Source organism: Anabaena sp. CCY 9402-a, assembly GCF_963920945.1.
Taxonomy (GTDB): domain Bacteria; phylum Cyanobacteriota; class Cyanobacteriia; order Cyanobacteriales; family Nostocaceae; genus Trichormus; species Trichormus minutissimus.
Map to the genome: position 1 here is coordinate 38,657 of NZ_CAWUDL010000011.1, position 16,613 is coordinate 55,269.

Annotated in this window: 19 protein-coding genes; 13 read left to right on the plus strand and 6 right to left on the minus strand. The window is 41.9% G+C overall.

Features of this window, described 5'->3' with window-relative positions; translation table 11 throughout:
• Positions 1-65 precede the first annotated feature (65 nt).
• On the plus strand, positions 66-332 hold the full coding sequence (locus ACM0OR_RS06060; RefSeq protein ID WP_414575477.1) for an ArsR/SmtB family transcription factor: 267 nt from the start codon (positions 66-68) through the stop codon (positions 330-332).
• Between the two features lie 46 nt (positions 333-378).
• On the opposite strand, the gene ACM0OR_RS06065 is transcribed toward ACM0OR_RS06060, so the two are convergent.
• Positions 379-1,149, minus strand: a complete 771-nt coding sequence (locus ACM0OR_RS06065) for a metal ABC transporter ATP-binding protein (protein WP_414575431.1) — start codon at positions 1,147-1,149, stop codon at positions 379-381.
• A 109-nt stretch (positions 1,150-1,258) separates the two neighbouring features.
• Complete coding sequence (locus ACM0OR_RS06070; protein ID WP_414575432.1) at positions 1,259-2,242, minus strand: metal ABC transporter substrate-binding protein; 984 nt, start codon at positions 2,240-2,242, stop codon at positions 1,259-1,261.
• Here ACM0OR_RS06070 and ACM0OR_RS06075 point away from each other — a divergent pair.
• Both ACM0OR_RS06075 and ACM0OR_RS06080 read left to right on the plus strand, forming a co-directional pair.
• The gene (locus ACM0OR_RS06075) at positions 2,229-2,357 is read left to right on the plus strand and encodes a hypothetical protein (protein ID WP_323265836.1); all 129 of its coding nucleotides are present in this window, start codon (positions 2,229-2,231) and stop codon (positions 2,355-2,357) included. The genes ACM0OR_RS06070 and ACM0OR_RS06075 overlap by 14 nt on opposite strands.
• A 391-nt stretch (positions 2,358-2,748) precedes the next feature.
• Positions 2,749-4,347, plus strand: a complete 1,599-nt coding sequence (locus ACM0OR_RS06080; RefSeq protein WP_414575433.1) for an iron uptake porin — start codon at positions 2,749-2,751, stop codon at positions 4,345-4,347.
• A 49-nt stretch (positions 4,348-4,396) separates the two neighbouring features.
• On the opposite strand, the gene ACM0OR_RS06085 is transcribed toward ACM0OR_RS06080, so the two are convergent.
• A complete protein-coding gene (locus ACM0OR_RS06085) occupies positions 4,397-5,224 on the minus strand; it encodes a carbohydrate ABC transporter permease (RefSeq protein ID WP_414575434.1) in 828 nt (275 codons plus the stop codon).
• A gap of 349 nt (positions 5,225-5,573) precedes the next feature.
• Here ACM0OR_RS06085 and ACM0OR_RS06090 point away from each other — a divergent pair, with 349 nt between their 5' ends.
• The 5 genes from ACM0OR_RS06090 (at position 5,574) to folE (ending at position 10,604) form a co-directional block, all read left to right on the plus strand.
• The gene (locus ACM0OR_RS06090) at positions 5,574-6,269 is read left to right on the plus strand and encodes an aldehyde oxygenase (deformylating) (protein WP_323265839.1); all 696 of its coding nucleotides are present in this window, start codon (positions 5,574-5,576) and stop codon (positions 6,267-6,269) included.
• Between the two features lie 289 nt (positions 6,270-6,558).
• Positions 6,559-7,578, plus strand: a complete 1,020-nt coding sequence (locus ACM0OR_RS06095; RefSeq protein ID WP_190709868.1) for a long-chain acyl-[acyl-carrier-protein] reductase — start codon at positions 6,559-6,561, stop codon at positions 7,576-7,578.
• Positions 7,579-7,727: 149 nt separating this feature from the next.
• Positions 7,728-8,708: an acetyl-CoA carboxylase carboxyltransferase subunit alpha gene (locus tag ACM0OR_RS06100; RefSeq protein ID WP_190709866.1), complete on the plus strand. Its 981-nt coding sequence runs from the start codon at positions 7,728-7,730 to the stop codon at positions 8,706-8,708.
• A 362-nt stretch (positions 8,709-9,070) separates the two neighbouring features.
• Positions 9,071-9,796: an SDR family oxidoreductase gene (locus ACM0OR_RS06105; RefSeq protein ID WP_414575435.1), complete on the plus strand. Its 726-nt coding sequence runs from the start codon at positions 9,071-9,073 to the stop codon at positions 9,794-9,796.
• Positions 9,797-9,896: 100 nt separating this feature from the next.
• Complete coding sequence (folE, locus tag ACM0OR_RS06110; RefSeq protein ID WP_414575436.1) at positions 9,897-10,604, plus strand: GTP cyclohydrolase I FolE; 708 nt, start codon at positions 9,897-9,899, stop codon at positions 10,602-10,604.
• Between the two features lie 196 nt (positions 10,605-10,800).
• Here folE and ACM0OR_RS06115 read toward each other — a convergent pair whose 3' ends face one another.
• Positions 10,801-11,427 carry a phosphoribosylanthranilate isomerase gene (locus ACM0OR_RS06115; RefSeq protein WP_414575437.1) on the minus strand — a complete coding sequence of 209 codons (627 nt, stop codon included), beginning with the start codon at positions 11,425-11,427 and terminating at the stop codon, positions 10,801-10,803.
• A 153-nt stretch (positions 11,428-11,580) separates the two neighbouring features.
• Here ACM0OR_RS06115 and psaK (ACM0OR_RS06120) point away from each other — a divergent pair, with 153 nt between their 5' ends.
• Together psaK (ACM0OR_RS06120) and psaK (ACM0OR_RS06125) are read left to right on the plus strand one after the other, a co-directional pair.
• Positions 11,581-11,835 carry a photosystem I reaction center subunit PsaK gene (gene psaK, locus ACM0OR_RS06120; protein WP_414575438.1) on the plus strand — a complete coding sequence of 85 codons (255 nt, stop codon included), beginning with the start codon at positions 11,581-11,583 and terminating at the stop codon, positions 11,833-11,835.
• Between the two features lie 251 nt (positions 11,836-12,086).
• Positions 12,087-12,365: a photosystem I reaction center subunit PsaK gene (psaK, locus tag ACM0OR_RS06125; protein WP_414575440.1), complete on the plus strand. Its 279-nt coding sequence runs from the start codon at positions 12,087-12,089 to the stop codon at positions 12,363-12,365.
• 164 nt (positions 12,366-12,529) lie between these two features.
• Here the strand turns inward: psaK (ACM0OR_RS06125) and csaB are convergent, their stop codons facing one another.
• On the minus strand, positions 12,530-13,570 hold the full coding sequence (gene csaB, locus ACM0OR_RS06130; RefSeq protein ID WP_323265929.1) for a polysaccharide pyruvyl transferase CsaB: 1,041 nt from the start codon (positions 13,568-13,570) through the stop codon (positions 12,530-12,532).
• Positions 13,571-13,854: 284 nt separating this feature from the next.
• On the opposite strand from csaB, the gene ACM0OR_RS06135 reads away from it, so the two are divergent.
• From ACM0OR_RS06135 to hisA, 3 genes are all read left to right on the plus strand, one after another.
• Positions 13,855-14,202, plus strand: a complete 348-nt coding sequence (locus ACM0OR_RS06135; RefSeq protein WP_414575441.1) for a DUF2499 domain-containing protein — start codon at positions 13,855-13,857, stop codon at positions 14,200-14,202.
• Complete coding sequence (locus ACM0OR_RS06140; protein ID WP_414575442.1) at positions 14,199-14,504, plus strand: DUF3593 domain-containing protein; 306 nt, start codon at positions 14,199-14,201, stop codon at positions 14,502-14,504. Before ACM0OR_RS06135 ends, ACM0OR_RS06140 begins: the two co-directional genes overlap by 4 nt.
• 121 nt (positions 14,505-14,625) lie before the next feature.
• The gene (gene hisA / locus ACM0OR_RS06145) at positions 14,626-15,399 is read left to right on the plus strand and encodes a 1-(5-phosphoribosyl)-5-[(5-phosphoribosylamino)methylideneamino]imidazole-4-carboxamide isomerase (protein ID WP_414575443.1); all 774 of its coding nucleotides are present in this window, start codon (positions 14,626-14,628) and stop codon (positions 15,397-15,399) included.
• 412 nt (positions 15,400-15,811) lie between these two features.
• Here the strand turns inward: hisA and ACM0OR_RS06150 are convergent, their stop codons facing one another.
• Positions 15,812-16,387, minus strand: a complete 576-nt coding sequence (locus ACM0OR_RS06150) for a GNAT family N-acetyltransferase (protein ID WP_414575444.1) — start codon at positions 16,385-16,387, stop codon at positions 15,812-15,814.
• Positions 16,388-16,613: the final 226 nt, after the last annotated feature.

The following is a 16,613-nucleotide window of genomic DNA, read 5'->3' on the forward strand; positions in this document are numbered from 1 at the left end:
TTATAGATACTAATGTTGTTCAATCCATACCAAATGAGCTACTCACAACAGAAAAAGCTCAACGTATGGCAGATTTTTTCAGCTTTTTGGGAGATGCTAATCGACTCAGGATTCTTTCTTTTTTATCAAATAAAGAGCTTTGTGTTAGTGATCTAGCAGCTTTGTTAGAAATGAGTGAATCGGCTGTTTCTCATCAGCTACGCAACTTACGAACTATGCGTTTAGTGACGTATCGTAAACAAGGACGTAATGTATTTTATAGCCTTCATGACAATCATATTTTTCATCTTTATCAAGCTGTAGCTGAACACTTAGATGAAAAGGATGAATAATAATTCGTAATTCGTAATTAAGAGATACAGCAAATTTATTTTGAATTTAATGATGATGTTGGTAGCGGCTAAATCCTGGGCCGTAGGTAGCTAAAAGATTTTGGGGTGAGAGAGCAATTTCTGGTTGTCCGGTACAGACAACGGTTTGATTGAGGCAAAGGACGCGATCGCAATGACGGCTGACCATATCAATATCATGGGAAACTTGTAAAACAGTCCAATTTTCTTCCCGTTTCAATTCATTTAGCAACGCATAAAAATCTGCTGCACCTTGCATATCAACTCCAGCAAAGGCTTCATCTAGTACCAACAATTTCCTAGGGATAACTAAACAGTAAGCTAGCAACACTCGCTTGAGTTGACCACCACTCAGTGTTCCAATCGCTTGATTTTGCAAGTGATAAGCATCTGTTCTCCTCAAAGCTTCGGCTACTGCTAAAGATTTTTCCTTGGGTTGACTTCGTAGTTGAGATAAAAATGAATATTTATTTCGACCTGTGGATACCCATCCTAAACCTACCAACTCTTTGACCGAAATAGGAAAGCTGCGATCAAAGACAAAATTTTGCGGCATATAGCCTAAAAAATGGCGTAAATTCCCCAATCTAGTGATAGAAAGACCAAATATTTCAATTTTCCCACTACTGCGGGGAATCAAATCTAACACTGCTTTAACTAATGTACTTTTACCCGCACCATTGGGGCCAACTATAGCTGTGTCAGTTCCCAGTCTTAACTCAAAGGAAACATCCCGCACAGCTAAATAATTACCTTGATATACAGTTAATCCCTCAACTTTGAGAACAGGGGATGTCACGTCGCTTCACTCCGAATTCAAATTACAAAATATTTTGGATTTTAGATTTTAGTAGGGGTGGGTTTACTAGAATCATCGTGAATAATTGAGGATATCTGTGAACCCACCCCTACTTACAGGCTGTTTCTATGGTTTCTAAGTTAGCTTTCATGGCTTGGAAATAATACTGGGGGTCTTTTTCGCCACTTTCTAAAGGATTTAGTGAACCCAAGGTTAACTTTAGGTCTTGGGAAAGACTGGTGAGTAATTTGTTGTCTACTCCTGGCTCACTAAATAAAGCTTTGACGTTGTACTTTTTCACCGCTTTGATAGTATTTTGTATATCTACTGGAGAAAGTTGATCTTCTGGAATTTGCACTACTGCCACTTGTTTGAGGTTATAACGTTGAGCTAAGTATGGATAAGCATCATGAAAGGTGACAAAGGTGCAGTTAGGAGTTTTTTGTAATGTCTGTTGAAATTCAGTATTTAAATTTTCTAGTTCTTGAATGTAAGCACTAGCATTAGCCTCATAGGTAGCTTTATTTGCTGGGTCAGCTGCAATTAAGCCATCACGAATATTTGTTACCTGCTGTTTTACCAACACTGGATCTAACCAAACGTGAGGATTACCCTCAGCATGGTCATGGTCGTGGTCTTTTTCACCTTTTGTGGCTTTCACAACTGGTGAGATTTCATTTAAGGGTTTAATTCCCGCGCTAGCATCAATTTGCTTCAATTTAGAATTTTGGGCATTTTTGATGGTATTTTCCAGAAATTCCTCTAATCCCAACCCATTTTTGACTAAAACATCTGCTGTAGCGATCGCTTTGACATTATCTGGTGTTGCTTGGTAGTCATGTACTTCCGTCCCTGGAGACACTAATATGTCTACCTCTGCTGCATCTCCAGCCACAGCTTTTGTAAATAGATAAGTCGGTAAAAATGTGGCTACAACCTTGATATTTGGTGGCTGTGCTACAGGATTAGATGCAGCTTCCTGTGTCTTTGGTGACTGTTGAGCAGATGTCTTTTCAATGTTGTTGGATGAGTTACAACCAAATGTCACTGACAACATTAGTAAGGTGATTAAAGACAGAATGCCTTTTTGCATAGTATTTTCCTTCCGCAACCATGCTGAAACTGCTGCGATAGCCAAAGGCTTAAGCTTCGCTTATCGCCTACGGCGGGGCGCAGCCCATCGCAATTTAAGTATAGATTTTGAGTGAGAATGAAATTTATTATCTTGGTAATAATAATTCTCATTCTCATTTCGATGATAACATGACTCTGCGTAAGTAATCACAAGAATGTGCTGTACTAGCAACCCTATGCGGAAATTAAATGATATTTTGCAACTTGCTTCTACTGCCTACCTACACAGGTAAGTATGAGTAGGCAACGCTGCGTGAACAACAATCAAAGCAGATTACTAAGCTTAACCTTTACATAACTCCTACTTAAAACAAGAAATTTATGAATTCTTGATTTTTACTGTTACAAAATTTGTTAGGTACTGCTAATATCTTGGGAATCCATTTTCAGAACCTCTGTGATAGCCAAGGCTTGGTATTGGTGTTACCAAGTAAAAATTCAGTATATTTTGAGTGTGAGGATAAAATGCAGAAATTATCGAAGTATTTACTAGCTAGTCCAGTCTTTTGCAGCATGGTGCTATTTTCTGGTACTGCTGCATTTGCGGGGGAAATATCCACCCCAACAGAAATCAATGAATCATCAAGCACCACCACACCAGTTGTCAAAACTGATAACTCTTCTCAAGACCAGGTAATGTCACAAGTTACCTCTGTGTCTCAATTATCAGACGTACAACCGACAGATTGGGCATTCCAAGCATTGCAATCATTAGTAGAACGTTATGGTTGTATTGCAGGCTATCCCAACGGGACATATCGTGGTAATCGCGCTATGACACGGTATGAGTTCGCCGCAGGTGTAAATGCTTGTCTTGACAGAGTTAACGAATTAATTGCTACCGCCACTGGTGATCTAGTCACCAAAGAAGATTTAGCTACCTTGCAAAAACTGCAAGAAGAGTTTTCCGCAGAACTAGCGACACTTAGAGGACGAGTAGACGCATTAGAAGCACGCACTGCTGAATTGGAAGCCAATCAGTTTTCTACCACAACCAAACTACAAGGACAAGTTGTAGCTGTGGTCAGTGATGTGTTGTCAGGCGATCGCGTCAATGATGCGGAAATTACAGACAAGAATACCACTCTGGCATACAGAGCGCGTCTTGAACTTGTCACTAGCTTCACTGGTCAAGATACCCTGTTTACCAGAATTGAGGCTAATAATATTGCCACACCTAACATTAATACTCCAGAGGGTAACCTATTTTTTGCTAGTGCTGAACCCAGTTCCAACGCTAACATAGGTACTTTATGGTACGGATTCCCCGCCACCAAGAATACTCAAGTTAAGCTGATTGCTGTCGGAGGTGCAGCAGACGACCTCACCAGCACAGTAAATCCTTTTGATGGTGATGGAGCTTTCGGTGCTTTGTCTACCTTTGGTACACGTAACCCAATTTACGGTCAAATCGGTGGGACTGGTTTAGGCGTTACCCATCAATTCAGTGATAAGTTAGCACTGAGTCTAGGTTATTTGAGTGGTACAGCTAATAACCCAGCCCCCAAAAATGGTTTGTTTGATGGTGCTTACGGAGCATTGGCACAGCTAACTGTCAAGCCAAGCGATCGCATCACTGTAGGGTTAACATATATTAATTCCTACAGACAGCCACTAGTTACAGGTAGCAATGCTGCAACCTTTCAGACTTTGGGTGAAACCTTTTCTAGTAACTCCTACGGTCTTCAAGCATCTGTTGGTATCAGTGAGAAAATCATCTTAGGTGGTTGGGCTGGCTATACCACTAGTCGCACCTTGACAGGGTTTGATCGGGGAGATATTGATATTTGGAACTATGCTGTGACTCTAGCCTTCCCTGACCTTGGTAAGAAAGGCAACTTAGGCGGGATTATCGTAGGCATGGAACCTAAAGTGACAAGTTCTAGTGTTGCTGCGCTACCTGAAGATAGTGATACTTCCTACCATGTTGAGGCATTCTATCAATACAAAGTCAGTGATAATATCACCATCACACCCGGTGTTATCTGGCTAACAGCACCAGATCATAACGATAACAACGATAGCGTAGTGATTGGTGCGCTGAGAACCACATTTAGTTTCTAATTTTTCAAATTTCACGAAAGAGACGCAAAGAACAACTTTGCGTCTCTTTTTAATTTTTCATTCCTGTTGTGGCAATACCTCTAATAAACTGACGCTGACCAATTAGAAATAGCAACATCACCGGGACAGTCGCAATTGTCACCGCCGCCATCATCAAAGGCCAATTATTGGTAAACTGTTCCTGAAATTCAGCCAACGCTAGCTGCACCGTTCTTAGTTCCGGTCGCGTTGTAAACACAAGTGGCTTAAATAAATCATTCCATTCAGCAATAAATGTAAAGAGAAACAGCGTCACTAAGGCGGGACGAGCTAAAGGTAACATGACTTGCCAAAGAATTTGTAGTCTATTCGCCCCGTCAATAGTTGCAGCTTCTTCCAACTCTACAGGAATTGTCTGGAAATATTGACGTAACAAAAAAATCCCAAAACCGTTGACCGCAGTTGGTAAAATCAATGCGCCATAGGTATTTATCAGGTGTCCCCACTTCAATACCAAAAAGATAGGAATCACTAATAACTGAAAGGGGATGACTAAAGTTGCTAAGACTACCAGTAACAATGCTTGTCTACCGCGAAACTTCAACCTTGCCAACGCATAACCCGCCAACGCCGAAGTCACAATTTGAAATGCCGTCACTGCGATCGCTACCAAGGTAGAATTAGCAAATGCCAATAAAAACTGCCCTCGCTGCCACGCATCGCGGTAATTAGCGAAAGACCAATTTTTTTTGGGCAAAAGTTCTATGTTTGCTCCTGGAGGCGCAAAGGATGTCAGAAAGACCACAAACAGTGGTGACAGGACAATCACCGCACCCAGTATTAGTCCGGCTAGGCTCAAAAAATTGGCAGATTTCAGACTCCAGTTTGTTTTAGGCATGAGTTACACAACAAAGCTTCTCTTCTTTTCTTGTGGCAATAATATATCTGAAAGGGGACTGGGGACTGACTGGAGACAGAGGATAAGAAAGCAGGGGGAGCAGGGGTAGAAAAACACAATCTCCAATACCCAATGCCGATTGTCAGCTAATTACGGCACTAAATTTCAGGAATATTGGGCGCGACCTATTGAATTGGTTAAATTGATATAACTATCACACCCTACAAAAGCTAATCTATAACATAGTGACTTGTTAAGTAAAATTAAACAACAGTGAACATTACCCTAAATTTATGGGGTAAATTTAATTCTGGTATTAAATGATTCAGTTTACAGGAGTAAACATACTATGCAGCAGCTTGCAGCCAATTTAGAACTTGATTTCAAGAGCGAAAAATATAAAGATGCTTATAGTCGCATTAATGCGATCGTAATTGAAGGTGAACAAGAAGCTTATGAGAATTACATCACACTAGCTGAACTGCTGCCAGAACAAAAAGATGATCTGATTCGCCTCTCGAAAATGGAAAATCGCCACAAAAAAGGGTTTGAAGCTTGTGGACGGAATCTGGAAGTGTCGCCAGATATGCAATTTGCTAAAGAATTTTTTGCCGGGTTGCATACTAATTTCCAAGTAGCAGCCGCAGAAGGTAAAGTGGTTACTTGCTTGTTAATTCAATCTTTGATCATTGAATGTTTTGCGATCGCAGCATACAACATATACATCCCCGTAGCCGATGATTTCGCTCGCAAAATCACCGAGGGAGTCGTCAAAGATGAATATAGTCACCTCAACTTTGGCGAAGTTTGGCTAAAAGAACATTTCACTGACTCTAAGGCAGAATTAGAAGCAGCCAATCGTCAAAATCTGCCCATAGTTTGGAAAATGTTAAACCAAGTAGAAGCAGATGCGGCAACTCTCGCTATGGAAAAAGATGCCCTAGTGGAAGATTTTATGATTCAGTATGGAGAAGCCTTAAGCAATATAGGCTTCACTACCAGAGATATCATGCGCTTGTCAGCCTACGGACTCGCATCTGTTTAAAGAGTGCTGAGTGCTGAGTGCTGAGTCCTGAGTCCTGAGAGAGGAGTCCTGAGTAGTTCTATCCGTAGTGCAACACAAAAAGTCCGTCAAGAAGAACTAAACCCAAATTTAAAAGGACTTTCTACATAAAAACTCAAAACTCAAAACTCAAAACTCAGCACTCAAAACTCAGCACTCAGCACTCAGCACTGTATTCTGACGCTTTGTATAGTATTTTTAAGAGTTAGGTATAGTCTCTTACCCACCGAATCCACGCTTTTGACAAGGCACGCGCCTAATATATCACTACATGTTTGGTCTAATTGGACATCTGACAAGTTTAGAACACGCTCAGGCGGTAGCTCAAGAATTGGGATACCCGGAATATGCCGATCAAGGGCTAGATTTTTGGTGTAGCGCACCACCCCAGATTGTTGATCACATTAAAGTTACTAGTATTACTGGGGACACAATTGAAGGACGGTATGTAGAGTCTTGTTTTTTACCGGAGATGCTAGCAAATCGCCGGATAAAAGCAGCGACAAGGAAAATCCTCAATGCAATGGCTCATGCTCAAAAGCATGGTATTGATATTACGGCTTTGGGTGGCTTCTCTTCAATTATTTTTGAAAATTTTAACTTGGAGCAGTTTAGCCAAGTCCGTAACATCAAGCTAGAGTTTGAACGCTTCACCACAGGCAATACTCACACAGCCTATATTATCTGTCGTCAGGTAGAAGCGGCATCCCAACAAATAGGAATTGACCTTTCCCAAGCCACAGTAGCTATATGTGGGGCTACAGGTGATATTGGCAGTGCAGTGACTCGGTGGCTGGATGCTAAAACTGATGTGAAGGAACTGTTACTGATAGCACGTAACCAAGAGCGTCTCCAGGAATTGCAAGCTGAACTGGGACGCGGAAAAATCATGGTTTTGGATGAAGCCCTACCCCAAGCTGATATTGTAGTTTGGGTGGCAAGTATGCCTAAAGGTGTGGAAATTGACCCCAAGACCTTGAAGCAACCTTGTCTGTTGATTGATGGTGGCTATCCCAAAAATCTAGGAACTAAAATTCAGCATCCTGGTGTGTATGTGTTGAATGGTGGCATTGTTGAGCATTCTTTGGATATTGACTGGAAGATCATGAAAATCGTCAATATGGACGTGCCAGCACGCCAGTTATTTGCTTGTTTTGCTGAATCAATGCTCTTGGAATTTGAGAAGTTATACACGAACTTTTCTTGGGGGCGCAATCAGATTACCGTAGACAAAATGGAGCAGATTGGTCGAGCTTCAGTCAAACATGGGTTTAGACCACTGCTGGTTTAATAAATGGAGAATCAGGAATGGGGACAAATTAATTCAAAATTCTTGCATCTTGCCCTCGAACGAAGTGAAGGGTCAAAATTTTTGCATTAAATACCCCATTCCTAATACCCAATACCCAATACCCAATCCCTAATACCCAATCCCTAACTATGGCTACTACCGAGCGCAAACCGCTACTGTTGGATTTTGAAAAACCGTTAGCTGAACTAGCAAACCGGATTGACCAAATTCGGCAACTTGCAGAGGAAAATGGTGTCGATGTTTCTGGTGAAATTCGCAAACTAGAAGCACGCGCTACGCAACTGCGGGAGGAGATTTTTAGTACACTATCTCCAGCCCAACGCTTACAAGTTGCTCGTCATCCTCGTCGCCCCAGCACGTTAGATTACATTCAGGCTATTAGTGATGAATGGATGGAGTTGCATGGCGATCGCTCTGGTGGTGATGATCCGGCTTTAATTGGTGGTGTGGCTCGTTTGGGTGGGCAACCTGTGGTGATGTTGGGTCATCAAAAAGGACGCGATACTAAAGATAATATCGCCCGCAATTTTGGCATGGCTACCCCTGGCGGTTATCGTAAAGCAATGCGCTTGATGGAACACGCCAATAAGTTTAGTATGCCAATTTTGACGTTTATCGATACGCCAGGAGCTTTGCCAACGGTGGTAGCAGAACGCCAAGGTGCAGGGGAAGCGATCGCCTACAACCTGCGGGAAATGTTCTCTCTAGATGTCCCCATTATCTGTACAGTCATTGGTGAAGGTGGTTCTGGTGGTGCTTTGGGTATTGGTGTCGGCGATCGCTTATTGATGTTTGAACACGCCGTCTACACTGTAGCTACCCCCGAAGCCTGCGCCGCAATCTTATGGAAAGATTCTAGCAAAGCTCCCCAAGCAGCAGTAGCCTTGAAAATTGTCTCCCATGACCTGAAAAACTTGGGCATTATTGACCAAATTTTGACTGAACCTATCGGTGGCGCACACACCGAGCCTCTTCAAGCCGCTAACACCCTTAAACAAGCATTACTAGATAATTTAGAAGAACTTAATCGTTTAACATCTCCAGAAAGACGGCAACTACGCTATGAAAAATTCCGCAAAATTGGCGTTTTTACGGAAGTTGCTCATTAACAAGCGTTAGAAAATGACTCAATGACACCATAGCAGTGTTATAATGCCTGTGGCTCTTAACGATTTTTAACAATCTTACCAGCCATAGGCATTTGTATGTATATCTGACAAATCAACTCTTTGGGAGTAGTTTGGACAGTATTCATTAATTAGCTTTAATTACATGACCTGAGTTTTCAGGTTATTATTTGTCGTCCTTTGCGGGAAAACGCTTAATCAGGACGCTAATAATAACAAACAATAGTAGCACTTTTCAAGGAAAATTATCGGAATTTAAGATTAAATTAATCTATTTGCTCCGAAAGATTTTCATAATTGAGTGGCAAGGGCTTGCAAAACTGCCAAAAAAATTGGGAGACAGCATGAGTTTTGAGCAGAAACGACGCGCTTTAATCACAGGGGCGAGTAGGGGAATTGGGAAAGCAACAGCATTAGCTTTTACAAAAGCCGGCATAGATGTAGCTTTAGTGAGCCGTTCTCTAGATGAGTTGGCGGCTGTAGCAGCAGCAACACAACATACCGGAGCAACAGCAAAAGTCTATGCTGTAGACCTAGCAGAAGTATCGCAAGTAGAAGCGAAAATGCAAGCGATCGCGCTAGATTTTGGAGATATAGATATTTTGGTCAACAACGCGGGGATAGGCTACACAGCTACCTTAAGTCAAACCCCTCTAGTAGACTGGCAAAAAGTGATGGACTTGAACCTGACGAGTGTATTTCAGTGTATTCAAGGGATTCTGCCTGGAATGCGAACTAGACTTACAGGAACAATCATCAATGTAGCCTCCATTGCTGCCAAACAAGCCTTTCCTAACTGGGGAGCTTATTGTGTGAGTAAAGCTGGTTTATTAGCTCTTTCTCAAACCCTGGCACAAGAAGAACGCGCCCACGGTATTCGTGTCACTACTATTTTCCCTGGTTCTGTCAACACCTCATTGTGGGACACAGAAACTGTTCATGCTGATTTTGACCGTTCCCAAATGCTTACCCCAGAAATTGTGGCTCAATCGATTCTCCATACTGCTTTATTACCACCACAAGCAGTCATTGAGGAATTGATTCTTATGCCCAGTGGCGGCGCACTTTAACTAGTCTTTGGTTGTTGCTCATTTGTTTGTGACCCATTGCAAATGACCAATGACCAATGACTAATAACTCACAATTAAACCATAACCAAGTATTGACATCATGACTATTGCTAGTTCCAACGGTTCTAATCGCTCTCAATCGCCACTAATTCCTGACTTAGCAGAAGCCATCAACACCAGACCAGACCGAAATACTCACGATGGGCGAACACCAGAGTTGCATCCACCTTCTGAGGAAGATATGGAGCAAATGAAGGATGCGGTGAGAGCAATATTAGTAGGCGTTGGTGAAGACCCCGAACGGGAAGGCTTGTTAAAAACACCAAAGCGCGTAGCAGAAGCAATGAGATTTCTGACTAGTGGCTACAACCAATCTTTAGAAGAACTCATCAACGGAGCAGTCTTTGATGAAGGGCATAACGAGATGGTATTAGTCCGGGATATTAACTTCTTCAGCCTCTGCGAACATCATATGTTGCCTTTTATGGGTAGAGCGCACGTTGCTTACATCCCTAATCAAAAGGTAGTGGGATTAAGTAAATTAGCCCGTATCGTTGAGATGTATTCTCGCCGCTTGCAAGTTCAAGAAAGGCTAACTCGCCAAATTGCTGAAGCTGTTCAAACCATCTTAGAACCTCAAGGTGTAGCAGTAGTTATGGAAGCTAGTCATATGTGCATGGTGATGCGGGGTGTGCAGAAACCTGGTTCTTGGACTGTGACTAGTGCAATGCTTGGCGTATTCCAAGAAGAACAAAAAACCCGTGAAGAATTTTTTAACTTGATTCGTCATCAACCAGCATTCTTTTAGGGAATTGGGAATTGGGAATTGGGTAATTCAATGCGTGGATTTTAGGTGTTGGATTGGGATTTAATCCAAAATCCGTCTTGAAAAGTTGAGCCACTGCGTTGGACGGGTTTCCCGGCTTGTAGCAAGTGGCGTTCCTAGGTTGGGAAACCCGCCTACAGAACTTTCCGCAAAATCTAAAATTCCCAGTCCCTACTTCCTAATTCCCCAATTTTTCAAACAGTAATGCTACCTTATCTAAGTCTTTATCGCCGGGTTTAATTTCTACACCGCTAGATAAATCGATACCGTCGGGCTGAAGCTGACTCAATGCTTCTAGAATGTTATCTGGTGTTAATCCGCCTGCTAGTAGCCAAGGACAACTGGGGTGAAATTTTTGTAACATCTGCCAATCTAAAGTTTGCCCTGTACCACCTAACTGCTGAGGATGATAAGCATCCAGTAATAAAGTATCTATGTATTGGGTGTAAATAATTGCTTGCTGCAAATGCTCTATATTGCGGATTCTGAGGGCTTTAATAATTTCTACTTGGGGTAAAGCTTGATGCAACTCGGAGCAAAATTCGGGGGATTCGTCACCGTGTAACTGTACACCTGTTAACTCGGTACGGGAAACAATCTGACTAATTTCGGCAATACTGGCATTAGCGAAAACGCCAATTTTGTCAATATTTTTGGGTAAGTGTGCCACCGCAGCTTGAATTTGCATTGTGGTGACATAACGAGGTGAAGTAGGTACACAGATAAATCCTAGTGCAGTTGCACCCAAAGACGCGATCGCTACTGATTGTTGTGGTTGAGTGATACCGCAAATTTTTACACGCATAGAAATTTTAAATACAGCAAACTTAAAAAACCGAATTTTGGTTGATGAATTTCGGTTGTGTCCTAACTAACTCTATAATTTTCTAGGTCTAGGTTAACTTTGACCAAACTTAGTCCTAAGTGCTGAGTATAACTTTTCATAGGAGACACAACCTTGATTACATCTACCTTATTAGCAGCTGCTGCATCTGTACCAATCACCCCTGAATGGAATCCCACTGTAGGAATTATCATTAGTGCTAGCAGCGTAGTAGCTGTTTTGCTAACGCTCAAAATTCAAAAGCCCCAAGTCGGCCCCAAATTTCCTGGGCTACCTTTAAGTCTCCCCGCATTTGTTGGTGCTATGGCTTTTGGTCATGTGATTGGTATTGGTATTGTCTTAGGATTGACTAACATTGGTCGTCTATAAGTTGGGATACAAGTAATACGTTATAGCTTACGTATCACCAAGTCCACAACGCTCAAGACTAATTTCTGTTCTTTCTCCAGCCATGAGACTCGATACATGAGTGAAGCTAATTTTTGAGTAACAAACTCGACTCAAGAAGGGTTGTTGAACCTTTCTATTGAGAGAGGATGATCCAACCCCTGTTAGTGGAGTATTGACTGGGCTATTAACTCATAGCTTCGAGACATTTTACTCATGCAGGAGAAAGAACTATGTTTCCATTAACACTGTTAGCAGTGCAAGTTACTGTTCCTAATACTGGTACAACCTGGAACTGGACTGGAACACCGATTATTATTGGCAGTTGTTTATTAGTGCTTTTAATTGCTGGGTGGTCAATTCGCTATCCCCATGTTGGCCCCAAAATGCCTTTACCTTTCCCCTCTTTGTTTAATAATCCTAGTGTTGCTACATTCTTAGCGTCTATGAGCTTTGGTCATATTATTGGAGTGGCTGCCGTTTTGGGACTAACTAATCTCGGTGTAATTTGAACCACCCCACCCTACGCTTTCGCTTAGAGGGTGGGGTTTCTACATCCTCAATACTACTTAATATCGGTATTGCGGCAGGAATATCACCCCTTAACTTGGTAGTCGACAAATATAGGTCTAAACGCATTAACATAGAAAGATTTACACTGCGTCAGTTCACAGTATTACGGACTAAGAACTTGATGTAACACATCTCGATGTGTTAATGCGCTATTTACTAAAGATTGGATTTTCTCTGGTAAGATTTGCTGACCATTTTTGTAATGTTCTACCCAAGTTTGACTAATTAAATTGGGATCATCTGGTAAATCTGACAAATTCCAGCCAGGTATGGCCAAATCTTCCATGAGGCGGTTAACTTTGGGATCATAACTCAGGGCAAAACAGCGACATCCTTCAGCAGCAGCCATAATTAAACTGTGCAGCCGCATTCCAATTGCCATCTCTACACCCCGAAATACGCCTTTTAATATCTGCGGATCTTCGAGACACAAAATCTGACTGACATCTGCAAGGTATGGTTTTATGGCTTGAGCAATACCTAAATCTTCGCTTTTTTGAAATGGCAGCAATAAAATAAAAGCCTGAGTTGCTTTTTGGAAATCGACCAAAGCACGAGTTAAATTATTGAGGCGTGTGGGAGTTAATTGGGGATGTTGTCGCAAAGTCACAGCAACTCTAGGCGTAGGTAAATCCGCAATTTCCGGTACAGGCTTGGATGCTAAAGCCCAAACTGGATCAGGTGCAAGGATGTGGGGAATTTGCCAATCAGACAATAAAGCAGCACTGCTGCGATCGCGTACACTAACTTTAGTACAACCAGCAAAATTTTGTCTTGCCATCCAGCGCGTTTGCGGACGAACTAAAGGGCCAATACCCTGCGCCCAAGCAATAGTTTGCAAGCCCATTTTCTGAGCTAACCCCATCAATCCCCCATAATAAAAGGGGCTGATAGTGCTGGTAACATCTTGAATTAAACTGCCACCACCCCAAATTAAAGCATCACAGGAACGTAAAGCTTGCAGTACAGGTACAATAGCCATGCGATTGTGCGCCTCCACATTGTAGCGATCGCGCGTTTCTTCTGGATTACCAGAAAGCACCACAGGTGTAACATGAGATGGTAGCATTTGCAGGAGTGTGGCTAATAAAGCTTCATCACCACCGTTACCTTTGCCGTAATACCCAGATAATAGCGATCGCATCGTTCCCATTGAAATTTTGAATGTTGGATTTAAGGTTATCAACTTTTTCTCAATACTTAACGAGTTGACAGTAATCTTTCTACAAAAAGTTGAATTGCCGTGTGGGAAGATGAGGTGAGTGCTGAGTGCTGAGTGCTGAGTGAGGAGTGCTGAGTGAGGAGTGCTGAGTGAGGAGTGCTGAGTGAGGAGTGCTGTTAGCGGTAGCGCGGCGTTTAGTCGGTGCTGAGTGAGGAGTGAGGAGTCCTGAGTTACAGTCTAATGACCATTGACTATTGATTTTATTTATGAATGCTCTTTCAATTCCTACTTGGATTATTCATATTTCTAGCGTTATTGAGTGGATTGCTGCGATTTGGTTAATCTGGACTTATGGCGAACTCTCAGGAAACCGCAGTTGGTGGGGATTATCCCTGGCGATGTTACCGGCTTTGGTGAGTGCTATGTGTGCTTGTACCTGGCATTATTTCGACAATCCTCAATCTCTAGAATGGTTGGTAACGCTGCAAGCTACTATGACGCTTGTTGGTAATTTTACACTTTGGGCTGCGGCAGTGTGGATTTGGCGTTCTTCCGCTAGTCCCAAGACAGTAGCTAATTCTTTTGAACCAAAAACTATTAAATCAGAGCAATGATATCTAAAGACACCCTATTTGCCCTGTCACTGTTTCCTTACTTGGGTTTCTTGTGGTTTATCAGCCGCAGTCCGCAAATGCCCCGTTTAGCATTGTATGGATTTTACGGCACTCTGGTTTTTGTGGCTGTGACGATTCCGGCAGGAATATATGCCAAAATCCATTACCACGAAGCTTTAGCTAACATAGATTGGCTACACGGTGGCGCGGAAGTTTTTTTGACGCTTTCTAATATTTTGATTGTGCTGGGTTTTCGACAAGCAGTTAAGCAATTACAGGGACAGGGGACAGGTGACAGGTGACAGGTGACAGGCGACAGGGGATAGGTGACAGGTGACAGGCGACAGGCGACAGGGGAAGAAGTGTTAAGTATACTCAGTACCCAGCACCTAATAACTATTGACTAAACAGGGGAAAATTTACATGGATGTAATTCCAGCGATTGATTTACTAGATGGTCGCTGTGTGCGACTGTATCAGGGAGACTACGATCGCTCACAGGTTTTTAGCGAGAATCCTGTTGATGTGGCTAAACAATGGGCGGATCAAGGTGCAACAAGATTGCACATAGTAGATTTAGATGGTGCAAAAGCAGGTAAAGTAGTAAACTTGAGTGCAATTGAAGCGATCGCTCAAGCTGTTTCTGTACCGATTGAGATCGGTGGGGGTTTACGCGATCAAGCTAGTGTGCAACAAGTGTTTAATCTAGGTGTACATTGGGCAATTCTCGGTACTGTCGCCGTAGAACAACCCCAGCTAGTACAAGCACTCTGTCAAGAATTTCCCGAAAAAATTATTATTGGTATTGATGCTCGTAAGGGACTCGTAGCAACTCGCGGTTGGTTAGAAACTTCACAAGTTTTAGCCACCCAACTCGCTGTACAAATGCAAGAACTAGGTGCAGCCGCTATTATTTACACGGATATTCACCGCGATGGAACTCTAGAAGGGCCAAATATGGAAGCTTTGCGCGAACTCGCTGGCGCAATTTCCATTCCAGTGATTGCTTCGGGGGGAGTCAGTTCTGTCACCGATTTATTAAGTTTGTTGGGGTTAGAACCTCAAGGTGTTACAGGGGTAATTGTCGGACGAGCCTTGTATACTGGTGATATTTCTTTAAGAGAAGCATTACAGGCCATCGGGCCAGGACGTATTCAAGATATACCGCCCAATTTAGGGTTTTCCTCCTTCGCTTGATATCCTTATAAATGATTAATTTTGATTTCTGGAAAACTCAGTAACTCTGTTGTAGTTCTTCCATAGAAAGTTAATCAACGGTTTGAGTATCTTTCTCAATCTTCTCTAACTGAAAAAGATTTACGGTAATGGGTTTTCTTCAAAATAGAGACGTAATTAAATTTACGTCTCTATTTTATTATGTAAAATTTTTGACAACTTTCTGGAAACGGTCATATCCTATATGTAGATAAACTTGTCATTATCGTTAATTACACTATTCCACCCTATGTCTAGCCAACAACCCAATTCCAACCAACCATCCAATAAAAAAGCAACCGAAACAAACAAGAGTAGAAAAAAACCTTTAAATAACGGTCGTCCAGATAAAACAGACCATTAAATCAATTCACAATTCGTATTCTGAATTGGTTTAATATTCATTGGGTTGCCAGTCAGGATTGATTAGACTAGTCAGAATATGATCTTGCCACTTACCGTTAATTAATAAATAGTCTCTGGCATAACCTTCGACAATAAAGCCTAGTCTTTTGAGGACATTTCCACTGCGTTGATTGTGGGGCATATAGTTGGCCATGATGCGATGAAAATCTAATTCTTGAAAAACATACTCAGTTGCTGCCCGCAAGCCTTCAGTCATATAGCCTTTACCCTGGGCAGCTTCTGCTAAACTATATCCCACATGGCAGAAATGAGCAGCACCTCTGACAAAATTATTAAAGTTGATAGTACCAATAACTTCCGTAGGTTGAGTTTTAGGAAAAATAAATAGCTTTAAAGATTGGTCGTGAATAAATTCTAAAAAATTATTTTCTAGTTGATATTCCCAATATTCATCTGTGAAGAAATGATCTGCCCAAGTGGGATAAAATGGGGTGAGAAAATTTTTATTTCCCATAAAATATTTGAGAATTTTGGGTATTTCTTCTTGAATACCTATTCGCAATAGTAGGCGATCGCTAATGATTATGGGTAGTTCTGATTTCATATAGCTACTTTACTTATCTTACTTTTTTTACAAAATTTAAAATATATTGTCACTGAGTTTACAGAAATTTTCTCGATATTCCTTACCCTGGGTGATCAAATGTCTCAAATCTTGGCTGTGGATATTGCTGGCGGAACGCCATCGCAGTAGCCCATCCCGTACTCCAAAAGATGTACGTTAGGGGATATAACAAGAAGACAGCTGTTAATCAATCCAGTCGAGAAGA